The organism is Sorangium sp. So ce321 (genome assembly GCF_051530195.1).
In the GTDB taxonomy this organism is placed as follows: Bacteria; Myxococcota_A; Polyangia; order Polyangiales; family Polyangiaceae; genus Sorangium.
In genome coordinates, this window is record NZ_CP150329.1 from 10,685,257 (window position 1) to 10,706,023 (window position 20,767).

16 protein-coding genes are annotated in these 20,767 nt (G+C 72.7%); 8 read left to right on the forward strand and 8 right to left on the reverse strand.

Annotated features, from left to right (window positions below):
• Nucleotides 1-99 precede the first annotated feature (99 nt).
• The 3 genes from pdxA to WME89_RS39565 all read right to left on the reverse strand — a co-directional run bounded on the left by pdxA (nt 100) and on the right by WME89_RS39565 (nt 3,713).
• The gene (gene pdxA / locus WME89_RS39555; protein ID WP_438004763.1) at nt 100-1,197 is read right to left on the reverse strand and encodes a 4-hydroxythreonine-4-phosphate dehydrogenase PdxA; all 1,098 of its coding nucleotides are present in this window, start codon (nt 1,195-1,197) and stop codon (nt 100-102) included.
• Nucleotides 1,194-2,159, reverse strand: coding sequence for a winged helix-turn-helix domain-containing protein (locus tag WME89_RS39560; protein ID WP_438004764.1), 966 nt, complete (start codon nt 2,157-2,159; stop codon nt 1,194-1,196). The genes pdxA and WME89_RS39560 overlap by 4 nt, the downstream gene beginning before the upstream one ends.
• Nucleotides 2,160-2,267: 108 nt before the next feature.
• A complete protein-coding gene (locus WME89_RS39565; protein ID WP_438004765.1) occupies nt 2,268-3,713 on the reverse strand; it encodes a TldD/PmbA family protein in 1,446 nt (481 codons plus the stop codon).
• Between the two features lie 788 nt (nt 3,714-4,501).
• Here WME89_RS39565 and WME89_RS39570 point away from each other — a divergent pair.
• Both WME89_RS39570 and WME89_RS39575 read left to right on the forward strand, forming a co-directional pair.
• Nucleotides 4,502-7,276, forward strand: a complete 2,775-nt coding sequence (locus WME89_RS39570; RefSeq protein ID WP_438004766.1) for a tetratricopeptide repeat protein — start codon at nt 4,502-4,504, stop codon at nt 7,274-7,276.
• Nucleotides 7,277-7,437: 161 nt separating this feature from the next.
• Nucleotides 7,438-8,247, forward strand: a complete 810-nt coding sequence (locus tag WME89_RS39575; RefSeq protein ID WP_438004767.1) for a hypothetical protein — start codon at nt 7,438-7,440, stop codon at nt 8,245-8,247.
• Here WME89_RS39575 and WME89_RS39580 read toward each other — a convergent pair.
• The gene (locus WME89_RS39580; RefSeq protein ID WP_438004768.1) at nt 8,226-9,206 is read right to left on the reverse strand and encodes a uroporphyrinogen-III synthase; all 981 of its coding nucleotides are present in this window, start codon (nt 9,204-9,206) and stop codon (nt 8,226-8,228) included. The two genes, WME89_RS39575 and WME89_RS39580, sit on opposite strands and share 22 nt — an antisense overlap.
• 81 nt (nt 9,207-9,287) lie before the next feature.
• On the opposite strand from WME89_RS39580, the gene WME89_RS39585 reads away from it, so the two are divergent.
• The gene (locus WME89_RS39585; protein ID WP_438004769.1) at nt 9,288-9,581 is read left to right on the forward strand and encodes a hypothetical protein; all 294 of its coding nucleotides are present in this window, start codon (nt 9,288-9,290) and stop codon (nt 9,579-9,581) included.
• Between the two features lie 30 nt (nt 9,582-9,611).
• Here the strand turns inward: WME89_RS39585 and WME89_RS39590 are convergent, their stop codons facing one another.
• From WME89_RS39590 to WME89_RS39600, 3 genes are all read right to left on the reverse strand, one after another.
• Entirely contained in the window at nt 9,612-10,157 is a 546-nt protein-coding gene (locus WME89_RS39590) for a TerB family tellurite resistance protein (protein WP_438004770.1), read from the reverse strand.
• A 115-nt stretch (nt 10,158-10,272) separates the two neighbouring features.
• On the reverse strand, nt 10,273-13,419 hold the full coding sequence (locus WME89_RS39595) for an MXAN_5808 family serine peptidase (protein WP_438004771.1): 3,147 nt from the start codon (nt 13,417-13,419) through the stop codon (nt 10,273-10,275).
• A gap of 108 nt (nt 13,420-13,527) precedes the next feature.
• Nucleotides 13,528-13,722 (reverse strand): twin-arginine translocase TatA/TatE family subunit, encoded by a 195-nt coding sequence (locus WME89_RS39600; protein WP_438004772.1) that lies wholly within the window; start codon nt 13,720-13,722, stop codon nt 13,528-13,530.
• A 373-nt stretch (nt 13,723-14,095) separates the two neighbouring features.
• Between WME89_RS39600 and WME89_RS39605 the strand changes: the two genes are divergently transcribed.
• The 4 genes from WME89_RS39605 to WME89_RS39620 all read left to right on the forward strand — a co-directional run bounded on the left by WME89_RS39605 (nt 14,096) and on the right by WME89_RS39620 (nt 18,241).
• Nucleotides 14,096-14,746, forward strand: a complete 651-nt coding sequence (locus WME89_RS39605; RefSeq protein ID WP_438004773.1) for a hypothetical protein — start codon at nt 14,096-14,098, stop codon at nt 14,744-14,746.
• Nucleotides 14,747-14,847: 101 nt separating this feature from the next.
• Nucleotides 14,848-15,498 (forward strand): DUF2760 domain-containing protein, encoded by a 651-nt coding sequence (locus WME89_RS39610; protein ID WP_438004774.1) that lies wholly within the window; start codon nt 14,848-14,850, stop codon nt 15,496-15,498.
• Entirely contained in the window at nt 15,495-17,372 is a 1,878-nt protein-coding gene (locus WME89_RS39615; RefSeq protein WP_438004775.1) for an Hsp70 family protein, read from the forward strand. The genes WME89_RS39610 and WME89_RS39615 overlap by 4 nt, the downstream gene beginning before the upstream one ends.
• Nucleotides 17,369-18,241, forward strand: coding sequence for a transglutaminase family protein (locus tag WME89_RS39620; RefSeq protein WP_438004776.1), 873 nt, complete (start codon nt 17,369-17,371; stop codon nt 18,239-18,241). Before WME89_RS39615 ends, WME89_RS39620 begins: the two co-directional genes overlap by 4 nt.
• Nucleotides 18,242-18,401: 160 nt before the next feature.
• On the opposite strand, the gene WME89_RS39625 is transcribed toward WME89_RS39620, so the two are convergent.
• Complete coding sequence (locus WME89_RS39625; protein WP_438004777.1) at nt 18,402-18,851, reverse strand: hypothetical protein; 450 nt, start codon at nt 18,849-18,851, stop codon at nt 18,402-18,404.
• A gap of 898 nt (nt 18,852-19,749) precedes the next feature.
• Here WME89_RS39625 and WME89_RS39630 point away from each other — a divergent pair.
• Nucleotides 19,750-20,718: an amidohydrolase family protein gene (locus WME89_RS39630; protein ID WP_438004778.1), complete on the forward strand. Its 969-nt coding sequence runs from the start codon at nt 19,750-19,752 to the stop codon at nt 20,716-20,718.
• Nucleotides 20,719-20,767: the final 49 nt, after the last annotated feature.

A 20,767-nucleotide genomic window follows, 5' to 3' on the forward strand; every position in this document is an offset into this window, starting at 1 on the left:
GCGTCAGCGCGCGGCCGCCGGCGATGACCCGCGCGTCAGCGCGCGGCCGCCCGCGATGATCCGCGCGTCAGCGCGCGGCCGCCGGCGATGACCCGCGCGTCAGCGCGCGGCCGCGAGCTGCGCCGCGAGCGCGATCGCCTCGCGCATGCCGCGCGGGTCGGCGCGCCCTGTGCCCGCGAGGTCGTACGCGGTGCCGTGGTCGACGCTCGTGCGCACGATCGGCAGGCCCAGCGTGACGTTCACCGCCTCGCCGAAGCCGAGGAGCTTGCTCGGGATCGTGGCCTGGTCGTGGTACATCGCGACGACGCCGTCGAGCGCGCCCCGCGCCGCGAGCCGGAAGGCCGTCTCCGCGCCGACGGGCCCCGTGAGCTCCGCCGCCAGGCCCGAGCGCGCGAGCCGCCGCGACGCGAGGCGGATGCCCGGCGCGATCCGCAGCTGCTCCTCGTCGCCGAGGAGGCCGCCCTCGCCGGCGTGCGGGTTCAGCGCGGCCACGGCCACGCGCGGCTTCTCGCGGCCGAGATCCGACAGCAGCCGCGCGAGCCACACCGCGGCGCGCGCGACCTCGCGCGGGTTCACCGCCTCGGGCACCTCGCGGAGCGGCACGTGCGTCGTCACGAGCGCGGTCACGAGCTTGCCCGAGGCGAAGGCCATCGTGACCTCGCGCGCGCGGAGCCGCCGGCCCAGGTGCTCGGTGTGCCCGAGGAAGTCCGCCGACCCCGGCGCCCCGCTCGTGGCGATCGCGTGCTTCGACGCAGGCCCCGTGACGAGCGCCGCCGCGACGCCCTTGCGCACGAGGTCCGTCGCCGTGTCGATCCACGCGAGCTGCGCCGCCCCCTCCTCGGCCTCGGGCCGGCCGAACGCGCTCGGCCGCGAGAGCCGCGTGCTGCCCGCCCAGACGCCCACCTCGCCGGGCGCGAGCTGCTCGATGGCGGCGCTCCCGTCGACCACGACGAGCCGGCGAGCGGCGACCCGGACGAGCCGCGCAGCACGCCGGAGGATCGCCTCATCGCCGACGAGCACGCAGCGAACGTTCTCGACGGACGCAGCGCCGGCCACGGCCACCTCGGGGCCCACCCCGCTCGGACACCCGACGCTGATCGCGACGATCGGCGGCGCGGCGCGGCGCGAGCGACCTCCGCCGCGCACCGCGACGGCGCCAGCGGCGGCGCGCGACGCGCGGCGGTCAGGCGACTTCATCGCGTGATGCGCCGCTCGCGACCGGTCGCCGTGGAGGTGGACGCCGACGTCCCGGAGCGCTGCTCCCCTCGCGCGCTCGCCTCGCCCTCGTCGTCGCCTTCCTCGTCCTCGTCGCCCTCGTCGTCGCCTTCCTCGTCGCCCTCGTCGTCGCCTTCCTCGTCGTCCTCGTCCTCGTCGCGCGGCTCGCCGCGCTCCTCGCCGTGGGACTCCGCGCCGGCTCCGCCCCGCTGCGCCCTGCCCGCGTCGGCCCCCTCGGGCCCGCCGGAGCCGGGGACGGGCGACTCGAGCCGGTAGCCGGCCCCGCGCAGCGTGACGAGCGGCAGCGCCGCGCCGAGCTTCGCCCGGAGGCGCCGCACGTGGATGTCGACGGTCCGCGCGCCGCCCTCGTACTGGCTCCCCCAGACGCGCCGGAGCAGCTCTGTCCGCGACACAACCTTCCCGCGCCGCTCGCACACGTACGACAGCAGCGCGAACTCCTTCGCGGTGAGCGGCACGTGCATGCCGCCGACCGAGACGTCGTGGGCCGCGCGGTCGATGACGATCGCGCCCACCTTCACGCGCTCCTCGGTCGCGAACTCGCTGCGGCGCCACTCGACCAGACGCACGCGAGCGTAGAGCTCGGCCGGCACGTACGGCACCAGCAGGAAGTCGTCGAAGCCGCTGGACGGCTCGATGCGCGCGATCTGCGCCACGCTCACCGCGACGAGCGCGCCGACCTCCTCGAGGCGCGGCTCGCGGCGCAGGGCGCGCAGCGCTGCCGCGGCCAGGTCCGGCCGATCGAGCGCCTCGACGACGATCGCGCGCGCCTTGCTCTCGTCATCGAGGAAGAGCCGCGGCGGATCATCCCAGAGGTCGAGGGTCCTCACATCAGCGCCCAGCGAGCGCAGGACCGACGCCGCGCCCTCATCGCGCTCCAGGTCCGGTCCGTGTCCGACGATGGCTATGAACGAGCGACGCGCCATGTCCGCCCCGTATACGGGTGCGGCGTCTGGCCGGCAAGACGCACCGCGCTAAACCCACCCACACCGCTACGGGGCTTACCTTCCCCCCACCGCTCCAGCCCTTGAAAATCAGCCGATCCGCGTTCCGCCGACCGTGATGAGATCGATCTTGATTGTGGGGCAGCCCACACCGACCGGAACGCTCTGTCCGTCCTTGCCGCAAGTCCAGATGCCGTCGGAGGTGGCGACGTCGTGGCCGAGCATCGTGACGCGCCGGAGCACCTCGGGGCCGTTGCCGATGAGGTTCACGCCCTTGAGCGGCGCGGTCAGCTTGCCGTCCTCGATGAGGTAGCTCTCGGTCAACGAGAAGACGAAGTCGCCGTTCGAGATGTCGACCTGGCCGCCGCCGAACTTCTTCGCGAACACGCCCCGCTTCACGGACCTCACGATCTCCTCGGGATCGTGCGGGCCGGCGAGCAGGATGGTGTTCGTCATGCGGGGCATCGGCGCGGCGGCGAAGCTCTCGCGCCGCCCGTTGCCGGTCGGCGTGAGCCCGTAGTGCTTGGCCGAGAGCCGGTCGTGCATGTACCCGACGAGCTTGCCGTTCTCGATGAGCGTGCTGCGCTCGGGCTCGTGGCCCTCGTCGTCCACGTTGATCGTGCCGCGCGACTGGAGGAGGGTCGCGTCGTCGACCACCGTGCAGAGCGGGCTCGCGACGTCCTTCCCGACCTGTCCGGAGTAGTTGCTGGTCCCCTTCCGGTTGAAGTCCGCCTCGAGCCCGTGCCCCACCGCCTCGTGGAGCAGGATGCCGCTGTCGCCCGGCGCGAGCACGACGTTCATCTCGCCGGCGGGCGCGTCGCGCGCGTCGAGCATCGCGACCGCCTGCCGCGCCGCCTCCTCGGCGTGCCACTCCGGCGACTTGCCCTCGAAGTAGGCCGTCGTCATGCGCCCGCCGCCGCCGCTCGAGCCCTCCTGCCGCTTGCCGCTGCGCTCGGCGAGCGCCCGCACGCCGAAGCGGAGGAGCGGCTGGACGTCGTGCGCCATCCGCCCGTCGCTCGTGGCCACGAGCACCTCGCGCACCTCCTCGGCGAAGCTGGCCTCGACCTTGACGATGCTGGGATCGAAGGCGAGCGCCGCGGCGCTCGCGCGCTCGAGCAGCGCGCGCTTCTCGAGGCCGGGGACGTCGAGCGAGAGGACGGGCAGCTCGTAGCGGCTCGGCAGCGCGCGGCGCCGCAGCTCGATCTTCTCCGTGCCGCCGGAGCCCGTCGCGATCTGCGCCGCCGTCTCGGCCGCGCGCTTCATCGCGTCCCAGGTCAGGTCCTCCGTGTACGCGTAGCCTGTCGCGTCCCCGCGCTGGACGCGGACGCCGACCCCCATCGACACCCCGCGCGACGCCGCCTTGAGGATGCCCTCGTCGAAGGTGAACCCGCCCCCCGCCCGGTACTCGAAGAAGAGGTCAGCGTAATCGCCTCCCTTGGACAGGGCGACCGAGAGGAGCCGCTCGCAGAGCGCTGCGTCGACGGCATTTTCCTCTCCAGGAGCGAACGGGGCGCGGTAGGCCTGGCTGCGCGACATGGTGGCCAACTCTAGGTCCATTCACCGGGGCGGTCGAGAAGCGCTCACCGGTTCGGGTCCCCATCCGGCCCCCGCCGCCCCGGCGCCGGCGCGCCCTGCGCGCAATCGTTGCGCACGGCCCCGCCCGCGCGGCACCTCACCCGCCGGCCCGCCCTCCGGCGAGGAACGCTGAACACGCTGAACACCTGCGACCACCTGTTCGAGCGCTCGCAGCCGTGCCCAGGAACCCACTGCGGGGCGGACCGCCAGCGACGCCAGCGTACGGATGACAGCAGAGCTCGCGACCCGAATCCCCGCCATCCGTCGCGCGCGCCGGCGGGTCAGGCGCGCAGCGCTCAGCGGCGTCACCAGCGCCGCCGCCGGGGGCGAGCTGCCGACATGTGTGCAGAAATGTGCAAGAAGGCCGCTCGACTGCTATGCTTCGCGCTGTCCTCGCGTTGATGGCGGCGCTGGCCGGCTTCTCCGCGATCTTCACATTTCCCGGCTGATCGGCGCGCCCTGGCGCGCTCTCGACGCGCCTCGACCGGACCTGCCTGGCGTCCGACCGGGGCGGGGCCAAGGCCACCGTGCCAGGCGGTCCCCGCGCTCCCCGTGCTCCCCACATGGACCCGCGGGGAGCGCATGCCGCGTGCTGCAAACAAGCACCTTGGCGGTAGCTTCCCGAACTTCCGATGCCGCGTGCTTGTACGTGGTAGCGGGATTGGCTAGGTGTTTTTAGGCGAGGTGAGGGATGCCGACGGGGCGTCCGAGCAGCGCCTCGCTGTCCTCAGTAGGAGATTCCCATCGCCGTGGCGGTCGATCGCGACAAGGTACTCCAGACCGCGCAGAAGTTTGTCGAGCGGAAGCGCTTCGACAAGGCCATCGCCGAGTACCAGAAGCTGGTCGCGGAGGATCCGAAGGACGTTCGGACGCTGCTCAAGATCGGCGACCTCTACCTGAGGACGGAGGAGTACGTCGAGGCGATCACCACCTACGAGCGCGTCGGCCAGTTCTACTCCCTTCAGGGCTTCGCGCTCAAGGCGATCGCCGTTTACAAGCAGATCCGCGAGATCATCCACAAGCACGTCCCGCAGTACGAGGACCGCTTCGGCCACATCGTCCCGCGCCTCGCGGAGATCTACACGCAGCTCGGGCTCACGAGCGACGCGCTCACCGCCTACGACGAGGTCGCGACGCGCCTGCTCCGCGCGGGGCGCGACCGCGACGCGATCGACATCTTCAAGAGGGTCGTCGACCTCGACCCGAACAACCCGCTTGCGTATCTCCGCCTCGCGGAGGCGCTGATCCGCGTCCGCGACTACGACGCCGCGATCCAGCGCTTCGGGACGGCGGCCGAGCTCCTCCTCAAGCTCGGGCGCCGCGACGACGCGCTGAAGGTCGTCGAGCGCCTGCTGCAGCACCGCCCGGACGCCCGCTTCGCCCGCATGGCCGCCGAGATCTACCTCGACCGCGGCGACCCGAGCGACGGGATGTCGGCCCTCACCAAGCTGCAGATCGCGTTCAAGGAGAACCCGCGGGACCTGGAGACCCTCGCGCTCCTCGCCCGCGCCTTCGACCTGCTCGGGCAGCCGGCCAAGGCGATCGAGGTGCAGAAGGAGTCGGCGCGCATCGCCAAGGAGGCGGGCCGGGTCGACCAGTTCGCCACCCTCGTCGCCGCCCTTGTCGCGCGCGCCCCGAACGACGAGGGCGTCCGCCAGCTCGCCGCCCAGCTCGCTCCCAACGCGAGGAACACGCGCGCGTCGATCGACGTCGACATCGAGGACGACGAGGACGCCGACGCGGAGGAGCTCGAGGTCGAGGACGCCGAGCCCTCATCCGCGGCGCCGATCCCGCTGCGCGCGTCCCAGCCCACGACCGCCCCGGTCGCGAGCCCGCGGCAGCTCGTCGCGCACGCGGAGAACCTCCGGCGCGACCACCAGTACGACAAGGCGATCACCCTCCTCAGGGGCGGCGTCGCCCGGCTGCCTGGCGCGCGGGAGCTGCGCGAGAAGCTCTGCGACATCCTGATCGAGGCGGGAGACCAGGACGGCGCGGTCGAGCAGATGCTCGAGTTCGCGGAGCAGCTCTCCGGCGAGGGCGCCGTCGACGACGCCGCGCGGCTCCTCGACGAGGTGCTGCTCCTCGATCCGGGCAACGCGCAGGCCACGGAGATGCTCAACCTGCTCGGCTACGCCGTGCCGCAGGAGGACGAGCTCGCCGACGAGGAGCACACAGGGCCGGAGGTCTCGCCGACGGCCGGCGAGAACGACGCGTACGCGTCCGAGGTGCCGAGCCAGGACCTCTACGATCCCGACGCGCCGCTGCCCGCGTACACGCTCGACGAGGACGGCGTCGTCGAGGCGCTCCCCCGGCGTCCGCAGCTCGTCACGCACCTCGACGACCCGTTCGCGAACGAGCCGCCGCTGCCGAGCTTCCCGATCGACGACGTCGAGGAGGTCGAAGAGGTCGAGGACGTCGAGGACGTCGAGGACGTCGAGGACGACGACGAGGAGACGGCGTCGGTCCACCCGAGCCGCTCGCCCGGGCACCCCCTGGCCGTCGCTGCTTCTCAGGCTCCGCCGGCGCCTTCCCCGTCCTCCATGCCCCCGCCTCCCGTGCTCGCGGCGCCGCCGGCCCTGTACAGCCCGGCGTCGTCCCGGCCCGCGTCCGTTCGGCCGGCGTCCGCTCGGCCGGCCTCGGGCCGCTCCGTGCCGCCGGGGTCTCGCCGCGCGGACGCGCTCGACGAGGACGCGCTCGAGGAGGTCGAGTTCTTCGCGCAGCACGGGATGTTCGAGGAGGCGCGGAACATCCTCGAGGAGCAGCTCGCGCGCCTGCCGAACCACCCGCTCCTCATGGAGCGGCTGCGCGAGGTGACCGAGCTGACGTCGCAGACGCGCGCGGCCACGGACAACCAGAGCGGCACGCGGGTCGTCCCGCGCGGCAGCGAGCGGCCGGACGAGGACCGCGCGTTCGACATCGCCGAGTCCCTCAAGATGATCGATGAGCTCGAGGTAGCGCCGGGCTCGGTCACGGGCGTCCAGGACGATCCTCGACAGGTCAGCGTCGAGAGCGTCTTCGAGCAGTTCAAGGCGGGCGTCGCGGCGCAGATCTCCGAGGGCGACGCGTCGACGCACTACGATCTCGGGGTCGCTTACAAGGAGATGGGCCTCTACGCGGACGCCATCGCCGAGTTCGAGCTCGCCTCACGCGACCCCGGGCGCGAGTGCGTCTGCCAGTCGATGATCGGCGTCACCCACCTCCAGATGGGCAACATCGAGGTGGGCATCGACGCGCTCATCCGGGGGCTGCACGCCTCGCACAAGACCGTGGAGCAGGAGCTCGCGCTGACGTACGAGATCGCGAACGCTTACGAGATGCGCGGCATCCCCGAGCAGGCGCTCTACTACTTCCAGCGGGTCGCCCGCATGAGCCCGAGCTACAGCGATCCGCGCGGCAGCGTCGCGGAGCGGCTGCGCCGCATCGACGTGCCGAAGCCGGCCGCGCGCGCCGTCGGCGCCGAGATGCTCGCGGACGAGTTCGACGCCGCCTTCGACGATCTCCTCCCGAGCGGCAAGCTGCCCTGAGCGCGCGCTACGACGTCGGCGAGCTCGCCGCGGCCTCGCGCGCGGGGTCGCAGCCGCGCCGTCGGCCTCGGCGCGTCTGACGGCCGCGCCGTCGGCCTCGGCGCGCCCGCGACGCTGCCAGAAACTGGGCCATGGAGGGCGCCCTCAGGTACCGGGGGTGCATGAACCGACCGCTCCTCTTCGCCGCCCTCACCACGATCCTGGCCGCTGGCTGCGGCGCGGGGATCGGAACGAACGCTCGAGCTGGCCGCCCCCACGGAATCGCCGTGAAGACGGCGGTCGAGGCGCGGCGCGATGTCGCGAAGGGCGCGAAGGGCGCAACCGACGAGAGCGCCCCGACCGCCGAGGAGACGGCCGCGGCGCGCGAGCCCGGCGATTACGTGGCCCACCGGTTCTCGGGCAGCTTCAGGAAGACGCCGCTGCTCCTCACGCAGCGGGTGGTCGCGCGCGAGGGCGATGTCCTCGTTGTCGACGTGACCCTCGAGGGCGACAGGGAGACCGAGGCGCTGCGGGTCCGCATGAGCGACGCGCCGAGCCGGCGCGGCGAGATCCTCAGCGCCGCGTGGATCGAGGGCGGGGCCGAGCGGCCGGCGACGCTCTCGGACTACGACGCGATGATGGCCAAGACCGCGCTCGCCGCCGACGAGAACGAGGAGGTGCTCGGCACCGAGGCGGTGAACGTCGAGGTCGGCGGCGCCCCCATCGCCTGCCAGAAGACGAGCTTCCGCGTCCGCATCGGCAAGACGAAGGCGACGATGCGCACGCTCCAGAGCGACGACTTCGCCTGGGGCGACGTCGGCGGCGAGATCACCGCCGAGGACGGGCGCGTGCTCTACCGCGCCGAGCTGGTCGACAGGGGCCACGCGGACGCGCAGCAGCGCGCGAGCGCTGCGGCCGCCGCGCCGGCGGCCCGGCCCGAGCCGCGGCCGGCGACCGTGGCGCAATCCGCTTACGAAGACGGCGACGACTGAGCCGGCGCGGGCGCGTCGGCCTGGTTCCCCTTGCGGGCGAGGAGCTCGCCCGCGCGCGCGGCAGCCGCCTTGACCAGGTGGCCCATCTTCGGGTGCTCGGGCTCGAAATCCGGCTCGATCCCCTCGGCGCGGAGGGCCTCCGTGCACACCGGCCCGATCGACGCCACCACGCCCCGCGCGAGCCCGGCGCGCAGCGGCTCGACGAGCCCCTCCTCGGCCGCCACGAGCAGCGCGTGCTCGACCTGCGCGCGGCTCGTGAACAGCGTGATCGCCGCGCCGCCGTCCGCCAGCAGGCGGAGCGCCTGCCGCAGCGCCGTGGTGTCCTCCGGGAGCGCCCACCGGTACACGGGCACCGGCGTGACGCGGGCGCCGGCCGCCTCGAGCCCGGCGTAGAGCTCGTGGCTCGGTGCCCCGTGCTCCTGCACGGCGATCCGCTTTCCGCTCAGGCCGCCGAGCGCGCCGACGACGTCGAGGATCTCCCGCCACGTGTTCGGCTCGGGGACGGTGATGAACCGGGTCAGGCCGAGCTCGCGCAGGGCCGCGGCCGGCTTGGGGCCACGCACGACGAGCTGCACCGAGGACAGCGCCGCGGCGATGAGCGATACGCCCTGGGCGTCTGTTGCTCCGTCCCGAGCCGGCGCCCCGCCGTCGCCCTGGCCCGGCTCGAGCGCGGGCGCCGCCTCGGCCACGAGCGCCCTGGTCCCGACGCCGGTCAACAGGATCACGAGGTCGAACTCGGCGCCCGCGAGGCGCCGCGCGAAGTCGAGCGCGCGCTCATTCCGCTCGATCGGCACCTCGCGGAGCGTCGGCGCCGTGACGGGCACACCGCCATACCGCTGGATCAGCGACGCCATCTCGGCGGCGCGGCGGCTCTCGAAGCTGATGACGCGGCGCCCGGCGAAGTCGGGCGACGCGGGACGGGAAGGACGGTCGTTCAGGGGGTTCGTGGGCGTGCTCACCCGCGCAGCATAGCCCGGGTACGGCGCTGGCGGGTTTCGGGCCGTTGACCAGTTTGCTAAGCTCCTCCTGTGAGCCATCCGATGAGCAACGAGGCCGGCGGGGTGCAAGGGGGCGGGCTCTCGCATGCGACCTCGGAGAACGACGTCGGCCCCGATCCCGTCATCGGCGCGGGCATCGCGCTGCTCGGCATCTTCTTGATGGGGGTGGGCGGCGCGCAGGGCGCGCACTACCTCTTCAACCTCGGCGTGCTCGTGGCGGTGCTCGGGGCCGTCCTGTTCGTCCTCTTCGTGACGCTCACGGCGCTGAAGCAGCGCCGCGCGAGCCGCGCCGCGAGCCCTGAAAGCGGCGCCGAGCAGCGAGACGCGCGCGACTGAGCAGCGCCGCTGCGCCGCTGCGCCGCCCGCTCATCCCCGCGTCTCTCCGCCAGGCTCCTCCGGCTCCCCCGACGAGCCGGCCTGACCGCCGGCCCGGCCGGCGAGATCCGGCTCGATCTCGGCGAGGGGGACGCCGAGCTCCTCCGCGATGCCCGTGATCTCCGCCCGCTCGGCCGGCGTGGGCGCGCCGTCCGCCGCCGCGAGCCGGATCAGCAGGCGCACGATCTCCACCCGCTCGCTCGCGTTGCAGAGCGCCTTGAGCTCGCGGTAGCAGCGATCGACCTCGCCGTCCTGGAGCGAGGGCAGCTTGCCCTGGAGCGCGTTGAACACCGCGTCGACGCCGCTCGGCGCGATCCCGTCGACGTGCGTGAGCAGGTCGCGGAGCAGCTCGTCCTCCTTGTCGGAGAAGCGGCCGTCGACGCAGGCGACCTTGCCGAGCAGGACGATGACGGTCGCGATGTAGCGGAGGACCACCGCCTCGTCGTCCGGGAGCGCCGTGCGGAGCTCCTTCAGGAGGGCGTCGAGGTTCGGGAACGAGCCCCCCTGCTTCAGGCCCAGCCAGGCGAGGAGTCCCACGCGTCGAAGCTACCAGATCCTCGCCGGGCAGGGCAGCCCGGCGCAGCACTGCCTCGCCGGGCAGGGTCGCCCGGCGAAGCACCGCTCTTTGCGCCCGTCATCCATGCCTGGCGCCTTAGTCCTCGCCCCCGCGCTCCGCAATCCAGTCGTCGACGGGGTTGTCGGACTTCGGGGTCTTCAGGATCGAGCCGTCGGGCCCGTCCTTGCGCACCACGAGCGTGCGCCGCGTGGTCGTGTCGGGCGTCTCGCGCGCGACGACGGTGATCACGTTGACCCCCGGCCGGAGCGGCGCCTCGAACGAGAACTCGGCCTTCTTCGGGTCCGCGCCGTCGCGGTTCGACTTGTAATAGAGCTTCCGCGAGCCGACGAAGATGAAGGTGTCGAGGAGCCGCTCGCTGTCCGACGCCGTCCCCGTGATCTTCACCGTGTCGGCGGTCGTCGCGAGCGCCGCCGCGGCGATGTCGAGCGTCGGCGGCGCGTGCGAGTAGACGTCCTCGAACGCGACCGCCGCGGGCGCCGGCCCGCCGCCCGGGGTCACCTCCCGCGGCGCGACGAACGCGAAGCGGCCTCCGCCGAGGTCGGCCTTGAGGAAGCCGCCGGGCGCCTCGCCGAGCACCTTGACCACGGCGCCCGCAGGGAGCCGGCCGAAGCCGCGCGCGCTCGGCTCCGGCGTCGGGAGCAGCATCGCCCCCTCCGCCCCGGCCTTCGCGGTGGAGCCGCCGCCCTTGAGCTGGAGGCGGGGCGAGATCGGGATCTTCACCTTCTCGCTGGCGAACTCGCGGAGGTCGCGATCGCCGACCGAGAGCGTGAGGGTCGCCTCGGGCTCCGACAGCTGCGGCTCCACGTCGAAGGTGAAGACCACCTTGCGCACGTCGCCCGGCTTGATGTTCGAGACGTCGAAGCGCCCGGCGTGCAGCATGAGCCCCTCGCCCGAGAGGTTCGCGATGTTCGCCTGGGTCTCGTAGGACGGGCCCTTGCCGACGTTCTTGACGGTCAGGTACATGCTGACCCGCTCGCCCTTCTGGATGAGCCCGTCGCCGTTGCCCTCGCGGTCGTCGACGATCTGGTAGGCGTACTGGAAGAGCGGCCGGTCGAGCGCGCGCACCGTGGGCCGGATCTCGACCGGGGGCGGCTCCGGCGCGGCGGCGGCCTCGAACTTCACCTTGAGGCCGTCGCTCCGCGACAGGGCGTCCATCGGGATCTTGCAGGAGCGCTTCTCGTTGGCCTTCCTCGGCTTCGTCGAGCCGACCTTCCGCCCCTCGACCTCGCACCAGCCGAGCGGCGCCTTCGCGGACTTCGTCTGGCCGGGGCCGATCTTGCCGAAGATGAGCTCCTTGCTGTCGAAGTAGAGGTTGTCGCTCTCCGTCGTCCCGCGGAGCCGGTAGACCGGCTGCTTGCCGTTGTTCTTGACGGTGACCCGGATCTCCATCGGCTGGCCGGCGGTCACCTCGGCGTTCGGTCGATCGGTCTCGACCTTCACGTCGAGCTCGGACTTGGCCGCCGGGGTCGCGGCCTCGGGGGCGTCGGACCAGTCGACGCCGAGCTTCGCCAGCTCGGCCGCGACCTTGCCCAGCTCCTCCTTGCCGACCTGCTCGATGTGGTCGTGCACCGCCCGGAGCTGCTGGAGCCTCGGGGTGTTCTGCGGCATCCGCGCGGCGAGATCCCGCGCGAAGCGGATCGGGAAGTCGAGGGCGAAGTCCTCGTCGATGTCACCGCCGCGCTCGCGCATCTCCTCGCGCTCGGCGCTCGTGAGCTGGTAGCGGACCACCTCGGACGGCTTGCCCGCCGCCGCCGCCCGCGCGTTCGAGAGGTGCGCCGAGAGGTCGCGCTCCCGGAGGCCGTCCTTCTGCACGGTGAGATCCATCTCGAGCTCGTCGACCGTCATCGGGTCGAGCTCGATGTCCGGCGTGACGCCGACGCCCTGGATCGAGATGTCGCCCGGCGTCAGGTACTGCGCGATCGTCAGCTTGAGGGCCGCCTTCTCCGCCGTGACGTCGGGGAACACGAGCTGCACGCTGCCCTTGCCGAACGTCTGCGAGCCCACGATGACGGCGCGGTCGTTGTTCTTCAGCGCGCCCGCCACGATCTCGCTCGCGCTCGCGCTGTTGCCGCTCACCAGCACCACGATCGGGTACAGCGGCTCGGTGCCGGGGCCCTTGGCGCGCTTCTCCTCGCGCCCCTCGGAGGCGCCGACCGTCGAGACGATGACGCCGTCGGCGAGGAACTTGTCGGCGATGCGCGCGGCCTGATCGAGCAGGCCGCCCGGGTTGCCGCGCAGATCGAGCACGAGCCCCTTCAGCGGGCCCTTGGCGCGCAGCCCGTCGAGCGCCGCGTCGAGCTCCGCGGTCGAGGTCGCCTGGAACGTCTTGAGCCGGACATAGCCGACGCCGCCGTCGAGGGCGCGCGACTCGACGGACCTGACCTTGATCACCTCGCGGGTCAGCTCGAACGCCTTCGGGCCCTGCCACCCTCCGTCGCCGTCGCGGGTCACCCACACGGTGACCGCGGTGCCGGGATCGCCGCGGAGCCTCCGCACGGCGTCGTCGAGCGGCATGTTGAGCGTCGACTCGTTGTTGATCTTCACGATCCGATCGAGCCGCTTGAGGCCCGCCCTGCCCGCGGGCGTGTCGGGCATCGGGTTCAGGACCGTGAGCATCTGGTCGCGGATCGAGATCACGACGCCGAGCCCGCCGAACGCGCCCGACGTGGAGAGGTTCATCTCCTTGTACGCCTCGGGGCTCAGGAACGTCGAGTGCGGGTCGAGCGTGTGCAGCATGCCGTTGCACGCGGCGTACTCGACGTCGCGGAGATCGACCTCCGTGCCCTTGAGGTTCTTCTGCAGGAAGCCGAAGACCTCGCGCAGCCGCGCGGAGACGTCCCAGGGGCCCTGGATGTTGTCGATGCGGAACTTCTTCTCGCTGGTCTCGACGCGGACGGTGACCTCGTTGGGATCCTCGTTGAGGACGATCACCTGCGCGACGTCGCGCTGCACGGCGTTCAGCGCCGACAGCAGCATCTCCTTCGGCTTGACGCGATCCGGCTCGACGTACTTGTCCCGGATCATCTTGAGCGTCTCGTTCACGGCCTCGAGGCGGGTGAGGTCGTACGGCGCCTTGGCCACCTGCCCGGTGACCGCGAGCGCCGGCTCGAACCCTCGCCAGAGCCCCCCGGGGCCGAACTGAAGAACGAAGTACGCTGCCAGCGGGAACGCGGCGGAGACCACGAGCGCCTTGACGATGCGCTCCAGGAGTCGGTGAGGCATACGGCGATCGAGTATAGACGCGCGCCAGCGAGCGTCGACCAGCGTCTGGCGGCGCCGGGCGCGCGCCGCTGCGCGTCTGTCCACGCGCCGCGCCGCGCCGCGCCCGGACTACACGGGCTTGTGTGTGTCCTCTTCCTTGGCGTCGGTCTTCGCCGGGAGCTGCTTGGCGGGGTCCTCGTCCTCGTCGTCCTTGAGCCCCTTCTTGAAATTCCGGATGCCCTCGCCGATGCCCTTGCCGACGTCTGCGATCCTCCCAGCGCCGAAGAGGAGCAGGGCGAGCCCAATGAGAAGGGCGATTTCCATCGGTCCGATGCGGCCCATAGCGGTAATCCCTCGAAGGCTGCCGCGCTCTGGGCGGCAGGCGGCGGCGGGCCACGGCCCGGTTCCGGTGGAGCCATACCACCCATCCTCCGCACGGGCAATGCAGCGGTTCGGAGCCTTGAAACCCGTGCTAGTCTCGCGCGACCGGCTTCGCTGGAGGAGAGAGGAGGCGCGTGCGTCCCCGCTCTCCGCCAGCGGTTCACAATTCGAGAACGGCGCGACGGCCCAGGCGGGGCCGCCAGCCGGCCGGCCCGGGCGCAGGTCGCGCGACGCGCGGCCGGCGGCGGTCCAGAGCTCCAGCCCTCGCAGGCTTCGCGACAATCGACACGGGGAAAACACGATGCCGCTCAACCGCATGAATCGAAAGGCAGCGCAGTGTCTGGCAGGGGCGTCCGTGGCGGCGGCGGTGCTGACCGGCGCACCCGGGCGCGCGAGCGCCCAGCAAGCGAGCGAGGGCGACAGGGTGAGCGTCACCGGCAAGGGCATCGTCGGCGGCGCGCTGCTCGGCGGTGAGGTCGTGATGCTGACGATGGGCGCGATCGGGGTCGAGCGCGCCTGGCCTTACCTCGTCTTCGGCGGGCTCGGCGCGGCGGGCGGCGGCGTCGCCGGCTACTTCATCGAGTCCGCGGAGCCGCCCTCGGAGGTGCCGCTCTACATGCTCGCCGGCGGCATGGCGCTGGTCATCCCGACCCTCGTCGTCACCCTGAACGCGACCGCGTACAAGCCCCCGGAGACGGATCAGAGCGAGCCGATCCGCAACGAGCCGGCCACGGAGCCCCCCCAGCCGGGCGTCAATGTTCAGATCACGACGGACGCGGCGCCGCTCCTCCGGGGAGGCCGCTGGGAGCAGCCCCGGCTCGGCCTCGTCGACATCACGCCGGGCCGGGTCGCGCTCGGCATGCCGTCGCTCTCGCTCAGGCCGCTGTACTCGCAGGACGAGATGTTCAAGTTCGGCGTGACGCAGGGGCACGAGCTCCGCTTCCCCGTCCTCCGGGCGACCTTCTGATCCGCCCGGCGGCGTCCCGCGCGGCGGCGCCGGACAGGCGCCCTCCTGCCCCGCTCGCCGGTCTCTGTACCGATCGCAACGCTCGGCGTTAGGCTCTCGCCGTGGCCGACCTCCACGATCCCCCGCTTCCCTGGTCCACGCGGCTCTGGTTCGCCTTCGCGTGCTTCTTCCGCGTGCTGTTCGACCCCCGGTTCGCCGCGCGGGCCTGGCAGGCGCGCGAGGCCGCCGCCCTGCCGCCGGCCGGGCGGCGTGAGCCGGAGCAGCTCGAGCGAGCTCGTGAAGGCAGCGCGCCGCCGCTGGCCGAGGCCCCGGAGGCCGCGAAGAAGGAGCCAGCGCCCCCGCCGCGCGCCACGCCCGCGCCGCCCTCGCCGCCCGCCGCGAGCTCGGCGCTCCAGCTGCTCGCGCTGCTCCAGCGCGAGGGGCGGCTGGTCGACTTCCTCGAGCAGGACATCGCCTCCTTCGGCGACGCGGACGTCGGCGTCGCGGCGAGGATGGTCCACGAGGGCTGCCGCAAGGCGCTGCGCGGCCACGCGAAGCTCGCGCCCGTGCGGCGCGAGGACGAGGGGGCCAGGGTCACGCTGGAGGCCGGCTACAACCCGTCCGAGATCAAGCTCATCGGCAACGTGTCCGGAAGCGCGCCATACCGAGGGGTGCTGCGCCACCGGGGCTGGCGCGCCGACGAGCTCTCGCTGCCGACGCCGGTCGCCGGCCACGACGCCAGCATCATCGCCCCCGCGGAGGTCGAGCTATGAGCGCGCGCTACATCATCGGCATCGATCTCGGCACGACGCACTGCGCGCTCTCCTACGCGCGCCTGCCCGAGGAAGGCGCCGATCCGCGGCTCGCGCCCTCGCCCGAGGTGCTGGCCGTCCCGCAGCTCGTCGCGCAGGGCACGCTCGAGGCGCGGCCGCTGCTGCCCTCGTTCATGTACATCCCCCACGAGAGCGAGGGCCTCCAGGCGCTGCCGTGGGACGCCGAGCGGCGGTTCGTCGTCGGCGAGCACGCGCGCGCGCGGGGGGTCGACGCGCCGGCGCGCCTCATCTCGAGCGCGAAGAGCTGGCTCTGCCACCCCGGCATCGACCGGCGCGGGCCGACGCTGCCGGTCGGCGCGCCCGAGGACATCGAGAAGATCTCGCCGGTCGAGGCGTCGTGGCGCTACCTCGAGCACCTCACCGAGGCGTGGGACCACCTGTTCGCGAAGGACGACCCGGAGCTCGCCCTCACGAAGCAGGAGCTCGTGATCACCGTGCCCGCGTCGTTCGACGCCGCCGCGCGCGACCTCACGGTCGAGGCCGCGAGCGCCGCGGGCTTCGAGGACCTCACGCTGCTGGAGGAGCCGCAGGCCGCCGTGTACGCCTGGATCGACGCGGCCGGCGAGGCGTGGCGCAAGCACCTCCAGCCGGGCGACGTGCTGCTCGTGGTCGACGTCGGCGGCGGTACGACCGATTTCTCCGCCATCGCCGCGGTCCCGCGCGACGGCTCGCTCGAGCTCGTCCGCGTGGCGGTCGGCGATCACATCCTGCTCGGCGGCGACAACATGGACCTCGCGCTCGCGCACGTGGTGAAGGCGAAGCTCGCGGCCGAGGGCAAGGAGCTCGACCGCTGGCAGATGACGTCGCTCACCCACGCGGCGCGCGTCGCGAAGGAGCGGCTGCTCGGCGATCCGTCGCTGAACGAGGCGCCGATCGTGATCGCCGGCCGCGGGTCGAAGCTGCTCGGGGCGTCGATCCGGACCGAGCTCACGCGCGACGAGATCACGCGGACGCTCGTCGACGGGTTCTTCCCCGAGGTCCCGTCCTCCGCGCGCCCCGCGACCCGCGCGCGCGCCGGCCTGACGCAGCTCGGCCTGCCGTACGCGCAGGATCCGGCGATCACCCGCCACCTCGCGGCCTTCCTCGGCCGGCAGGCCGGCGCCACGTCGCGGCTCGAGGGCTTCGTCCCGCAGGGGGCGGCGAGCGCCGAGTCCGGCCGCGCGCCGCTGCTCCTGCACCCGACGGCGGTGCTCTTCAACGGGGGCGTCATGAAGAGCGCGGCGCTGCGCGAGCGGCTCATCGCGACGCTCGGCGCGTGGCTCGAGGAGGACGGCGCGCCGCGGCCGCGGGTGCTCCCGATCGACGACCTGGACCTCGCTGTCGCGCGCGGGGCCGCCGCCTACGGGCTGGCGCGGCGCGGCCGGGGGCTCCGGATCCGCGGCGGGACGGCGCGCGCCTACTACGTGGGCATCGAGGGCGCCGTGCCCGCGGTGCCGGGCCTGGAGCCGCCGATCACGGCGCTCTGCCTCGCGCCGTTCGGCATGGAGGAGGGCACCGAGGCGACGCTGCCGCCGCAGGAGTTCGGGGTGGTGGTCGGCGAGCCGGTGCGCTTCCGCTTCTTCAGCTCGTCGGTGCGCCGGGACGACCAGGCCGGGACCGAGCTCGAGCACTGGAAGCCCGGCGAGCTCGAGGAGCTCTCGCCCATCGAGGTCACCTTGCCCGCGGAGGGGCGCCGCGAGGGGGACATGGTGCCGGTGCAGCTGCGCGCCTCGGTCACCGAGGTGGGGACGCTGCTCCTGGAGGCGATCCCCCGCGAGGCGCAGAAGCCGAACGAGCGCTGGCGCATCGAGCTGTCGGTGCGCGCCGAGGCGTGACGCGTCGCAAGCTTCGTGTCGTCCATACGACGACATACACCTACGATCGCCCGGTGGAGCGCAGCGTCCACAAGCTACATCTGTGTCCGATATACGACTGGGACCAGCGCGTGCTCTCGCACACGCTCGCGATCGACCCCGAGGTCCCCGCGGTCGAGTTCGAGGACGTCTTCGGAAACTGGGCCACGCGCTTCGAGATCACCACCCCGTATACAGCGCTCAGGATCTCCGCCGACTCCACCGTGGAGCTGCTCGACGCCGATCCGTTCGCGTTCGCGAAGAAGAGGATCCGGCCCGCGTTCCCCCTCGTCTGGATGCCCTGGGAGCAGGCGATGATCGCGCCGTACGTGCGCCCCGTCGAGCTCCCCGACACGCAGCTCCAGGAGCTCTTCAATTACGCCATGTCGTTCGTCGAGCAGAATGATGGGGACCTGCTGGAGACGCTCTTCGCGATCAACCTGACGCTCTTTCGCGAATACCAGTATCTGCCGGGCTCGACAACCCTGACGACCACCCCTCACGACGTCTTCGTGAGCCGGGGCGGGGTCTGTCAGGATTTCGCGAACCTGTTCATCTGCCTGGCGCGGCTCCTGGGTATTCCGGCGCGCTATGTGTGCGGGTACATCTATACAGGCAATGTCAGCACGAGCCGCGCCGGCTCCGACGCGACGCACGCGTGGGTGCAGCTGTACATCCCGAGCATCGGCTGGAAGGGGTTCGACCCGACGAACGGGGTGCTGACCAGCCTCGATCACGTGCGCGTCGGCTACGGCCGCAACTACCTCGACGCCACCCCCACGGCGGGGACGCTCTACACGTCCGCCGCCGAGACGATGACCGTCGACGTGACCGTGTCCGAGGTGGAATAGCCGTCTGCGCGGGCTCGCCACGGCGCGTCGCAGCGCCGAGGAGCGCCGGCGGAGGGCGCGAAAACGGCCGCAGGGAGACAGTCGCCTGCCTGCCGCTGCGGCCGCGGAGCGGAGCGCCGGAGGTCGAGCGGACGGGCCGCGAGACCTCAGCGCGTGGAGATCACTCGACCCTGTCCTGGATGCATTCGGTGCCCTCCGCCGCGCATGCGCCATCCGCGGTGGTGGCCGCCGTGGTGCCGCACTGCGTACACGCGTCGTCCGCCGCCTCGTCCGTGGTGCAGGCGGTATAGCAGACGTCGCCCTCCGCCGCGCCGCAGGCCTCGCAGATACAGTCCGTGAGCGCGGCGTACTTCGGCTTCGAGGCCTCGCACAGGTCGTTCGGGTCGGCGTCGGCGAGGAGGGGCGCCGAGCAGGTCACACACTCTGCGTCCTCGCCGCCCGAGCCGCTGCCGCCCGAGCCGCCGCCGCCCTCGTCGCTACCGCCCGTGCCGGTCGTGCCGGTCGTGCCCGAGGTGGTGCTGCTCGCGGTGCTCCCGCCGCCCGAGCCACCCGTGTCGGTGTCGTCCCCGCACCCTGCGGAGAACGCGGTCGCGCCAAACATGAGAGCCATCGAGCCAATGCTAAGAAGATTGATGCTACGCATGATGTCCTCCAGCGCGCTTGAACGAGCGCCAGTCTTCGAAAATCGATTTGTCAGCCGGTCCCACCGGTGCATGCCCGTCACGGCGTCCCCGCCGCGCCGGCGGTGGCACCCTACCCCACCCAGGCTGTGACGCTCAACTATCTCGAGCGGCGCACGGAATCGACTTTCCGCGCTTGGCCACCCCCCCGGGCGACCAAAACATCGTGACATGAGCGCCGACGAGGACGAGACCGGCGGGGCCTGCGCGGCTCGGGAATCGCCCGATGGCGGCGTCCCGCCGTGGCAGAACGGCAGTCGCCGTTCGTGAGCCGAGCGCGCATCGCCAGCCGAGCGCGCATCGCCGCTGTACGGGCGCCCGCGATCGCATTCGCCGCGGCCGCGGAGCGTCGCGCCGGATCCAGCAAGCCGCGAGTTCCAAGCTTTCTTGTGCCCCACGAGACACTGCACGGCGAAGCTCGGACTGGACCTGCGCGCGCCCGGCGCTCTTCGCGGCGTCACGCCGTCTGGGTGGCACCAGCGAATCTGGAGATCGGGGCGGACCTCGCCGCGAGCACTCCTCCGGCGCGAAGGTGGAAGTTGAAAAGCGCTCATGTTAGCGGCCCCGCGAGCCGGAGATGCTATGATCAACGGTGCGACGCCTCAGCCGCCTGCGGCCGGAGATCCGGACCTCGCTCTGCGGTCGCTGGCGCTGGGCGCAGCGACACGGATCCATGCGCGCCGCGGAGCTCCGGCGACGCGCGTGGTTGACCAGGGACCGGTGGAGCGCTGTTTGCGCATTGTCCGCGCACGTCTGCGCATCGTCCGCGCGCTGTTCTCACATTGTCCGCGCACAGTTCGCACACTTCACGTCACCGGGGAGGGCACGATGAGCTTTCGGTTGCGCGTGTGTCTGTTGGCGACGCTCTCGGGCCTTTACGCCTGCGCGAGCGCGCCCGTGCAGTGGCCACCTCCGGAAGAGCAGCCGAAAGTCCCGTCCGCACGGGAGATCAACGCGATCGCGCGGCCGGACGCCGCGCACTCCGTGGCGATCGTCGGCGCCACGCTCGTCGACGGCCGGGGAGGGCCGCCCGTGCGGGACGCCGTCGTCGTGGTCCGCGGCGATCGCGTCGTGGCCGCGGGCGCGCGCGGCGCCACGGACGTCCCGGCCGGCGCGGAGGTCGTTCCCGGCGCCGGGCTCTCGGTCCTGCCAGGCCTCATCGACGCGCGCTTCCGCTTCGACGGCGATGACGGGCTGCCCGGGCTGTTCCTGCAGCGCGGCGTGACCTCGCTGCGCGCGCCGGGGCAATGGGTCGAGGCGTATGACGCCGCGCGCAGGCTCGGCCCGGTGCCGCGGCTCTTCCTGGCCGGTCCGCTGCTCGACGAGCCGGCCCGAGCCCGCCCGGAGCGCGCGGTGCTGGTGCGCGACGCGGCCGCCCCCACCCTCGCCCTCCTCGAGCGCCGCGCCAGCGACGAGGGCGCGGCCGAGGCCCACGTGCTCGGCTTCGAGAACAGGAGGAGGCTCGCCGGCGCCGCGCGCCCCGCGCGCCGGGCCGGGGTGCGGGTGGTGGTCGGCTCTCACGGCACGGCGCCGCGCGCCGAGCGAGGGTGGGCCTACCAGCGCGAGATGGAGCTGCTCGTCGAGAGCGGCCTCTCGCCCATGGAGGTCCTCGTCGCCGGCACGCTGGAGAACGCCAGGTTCCTCGGCATCGACGACCGGCTCGGCAGCATCCAGCCGGGCAAGCTCGCCGATCTCGTCCTGATCGAGGGCGATCCGCTCGCCGACATCCGGGCGATGCGCCGCGTGAAGCAGGTCATGTTGAACGGGCGATGGGTCGCCGCGCCTGGAGGCGACTGAGCCGCGCGCGCTCCGCCCGAGGCGACTGGTGGCCGCGTGCGCGCCAGCC

Bases quoted from the DNA above. Each gene is read 5' to 3' on its own strand.
- WME89_RS39595 (WP_438004771.1), bottom strand. From the start codon at position 13,419: ATGCCTCACCGACTCCTGGAGCGCATCGTCAAGGCGCTCGTGGTCTCC.
- WME89_RS39600 (WP_438004772.1), bottom strand. From the start codon at position 13,722: ATGGAAATCGCCCTTCTCATTGGGCTCGCCCTGCTCCTCTTCGGCGCT.
- WME89_RS39625 (WP_438004777.1), bottom strand. From the start codon at position 18,851: ATGGCTCTCATGTTTGGCGCGACCGCGTTCTCCGCAGGGTGCGGGGAC.
- WME89_RS39630 (WP_438004778.1), top strand. From the start codon at position 19,750: ATGAGCTTTCGGTTGCGCGTGTGTCTGTTGGCGACGCTCTCGGGCCTT.
- WME89_RS39565 (WP_438004765.1), bottom strand. From the start codon at position 3,713: ATGTCGCGCAGCCAGGCCTACCGCGCCCCGTTCGCTCCTGGAGAGGAA.
- WME89_RS39575 (WP_438004767.1), top strand. From the start codon at position 7,438: ATGAACCGACCGCTCCTCTTCGCCGCCCTCACCACGATCCTGGCCGCT.
- WME89_RS39560 (WP_438004764.1), bottom strand. From the start codon at position 2,159: ATGGCGCGTCGCTCGTTCATAGCCATCGTCGGACACGGACCGGACCTG.
- WME89_RS39615 (WP_438004775.1), top strand. From the start codon at position 15,495: ATGAGCGCGCGCTACATCATCGGCATCGATCTCGGCACGACGCACTGC.
- WME89_RS39585 (WP_438004769.1), top strand. From the start codon at position 9,288: ATGAGCAACGAGGCCGGCGGGGTGCAAGGGGGCGGGCTCTCGCATGCG.
- pdxA (WP_438004763.1), bottom strand. From the start codon at position 1,197: ATGAAGTCGCCTGACCGCCGCGCGTCGCGCGCCGCCGCTGGCGCCGTC.
- WME89_RS39605 (WP_438004773.1), top strand. From the start codon at position 14,096: ATGAATCGAAAGGCAGCGCAGTGTCTGGCAGGGGCGTCCGTGGCGGCG.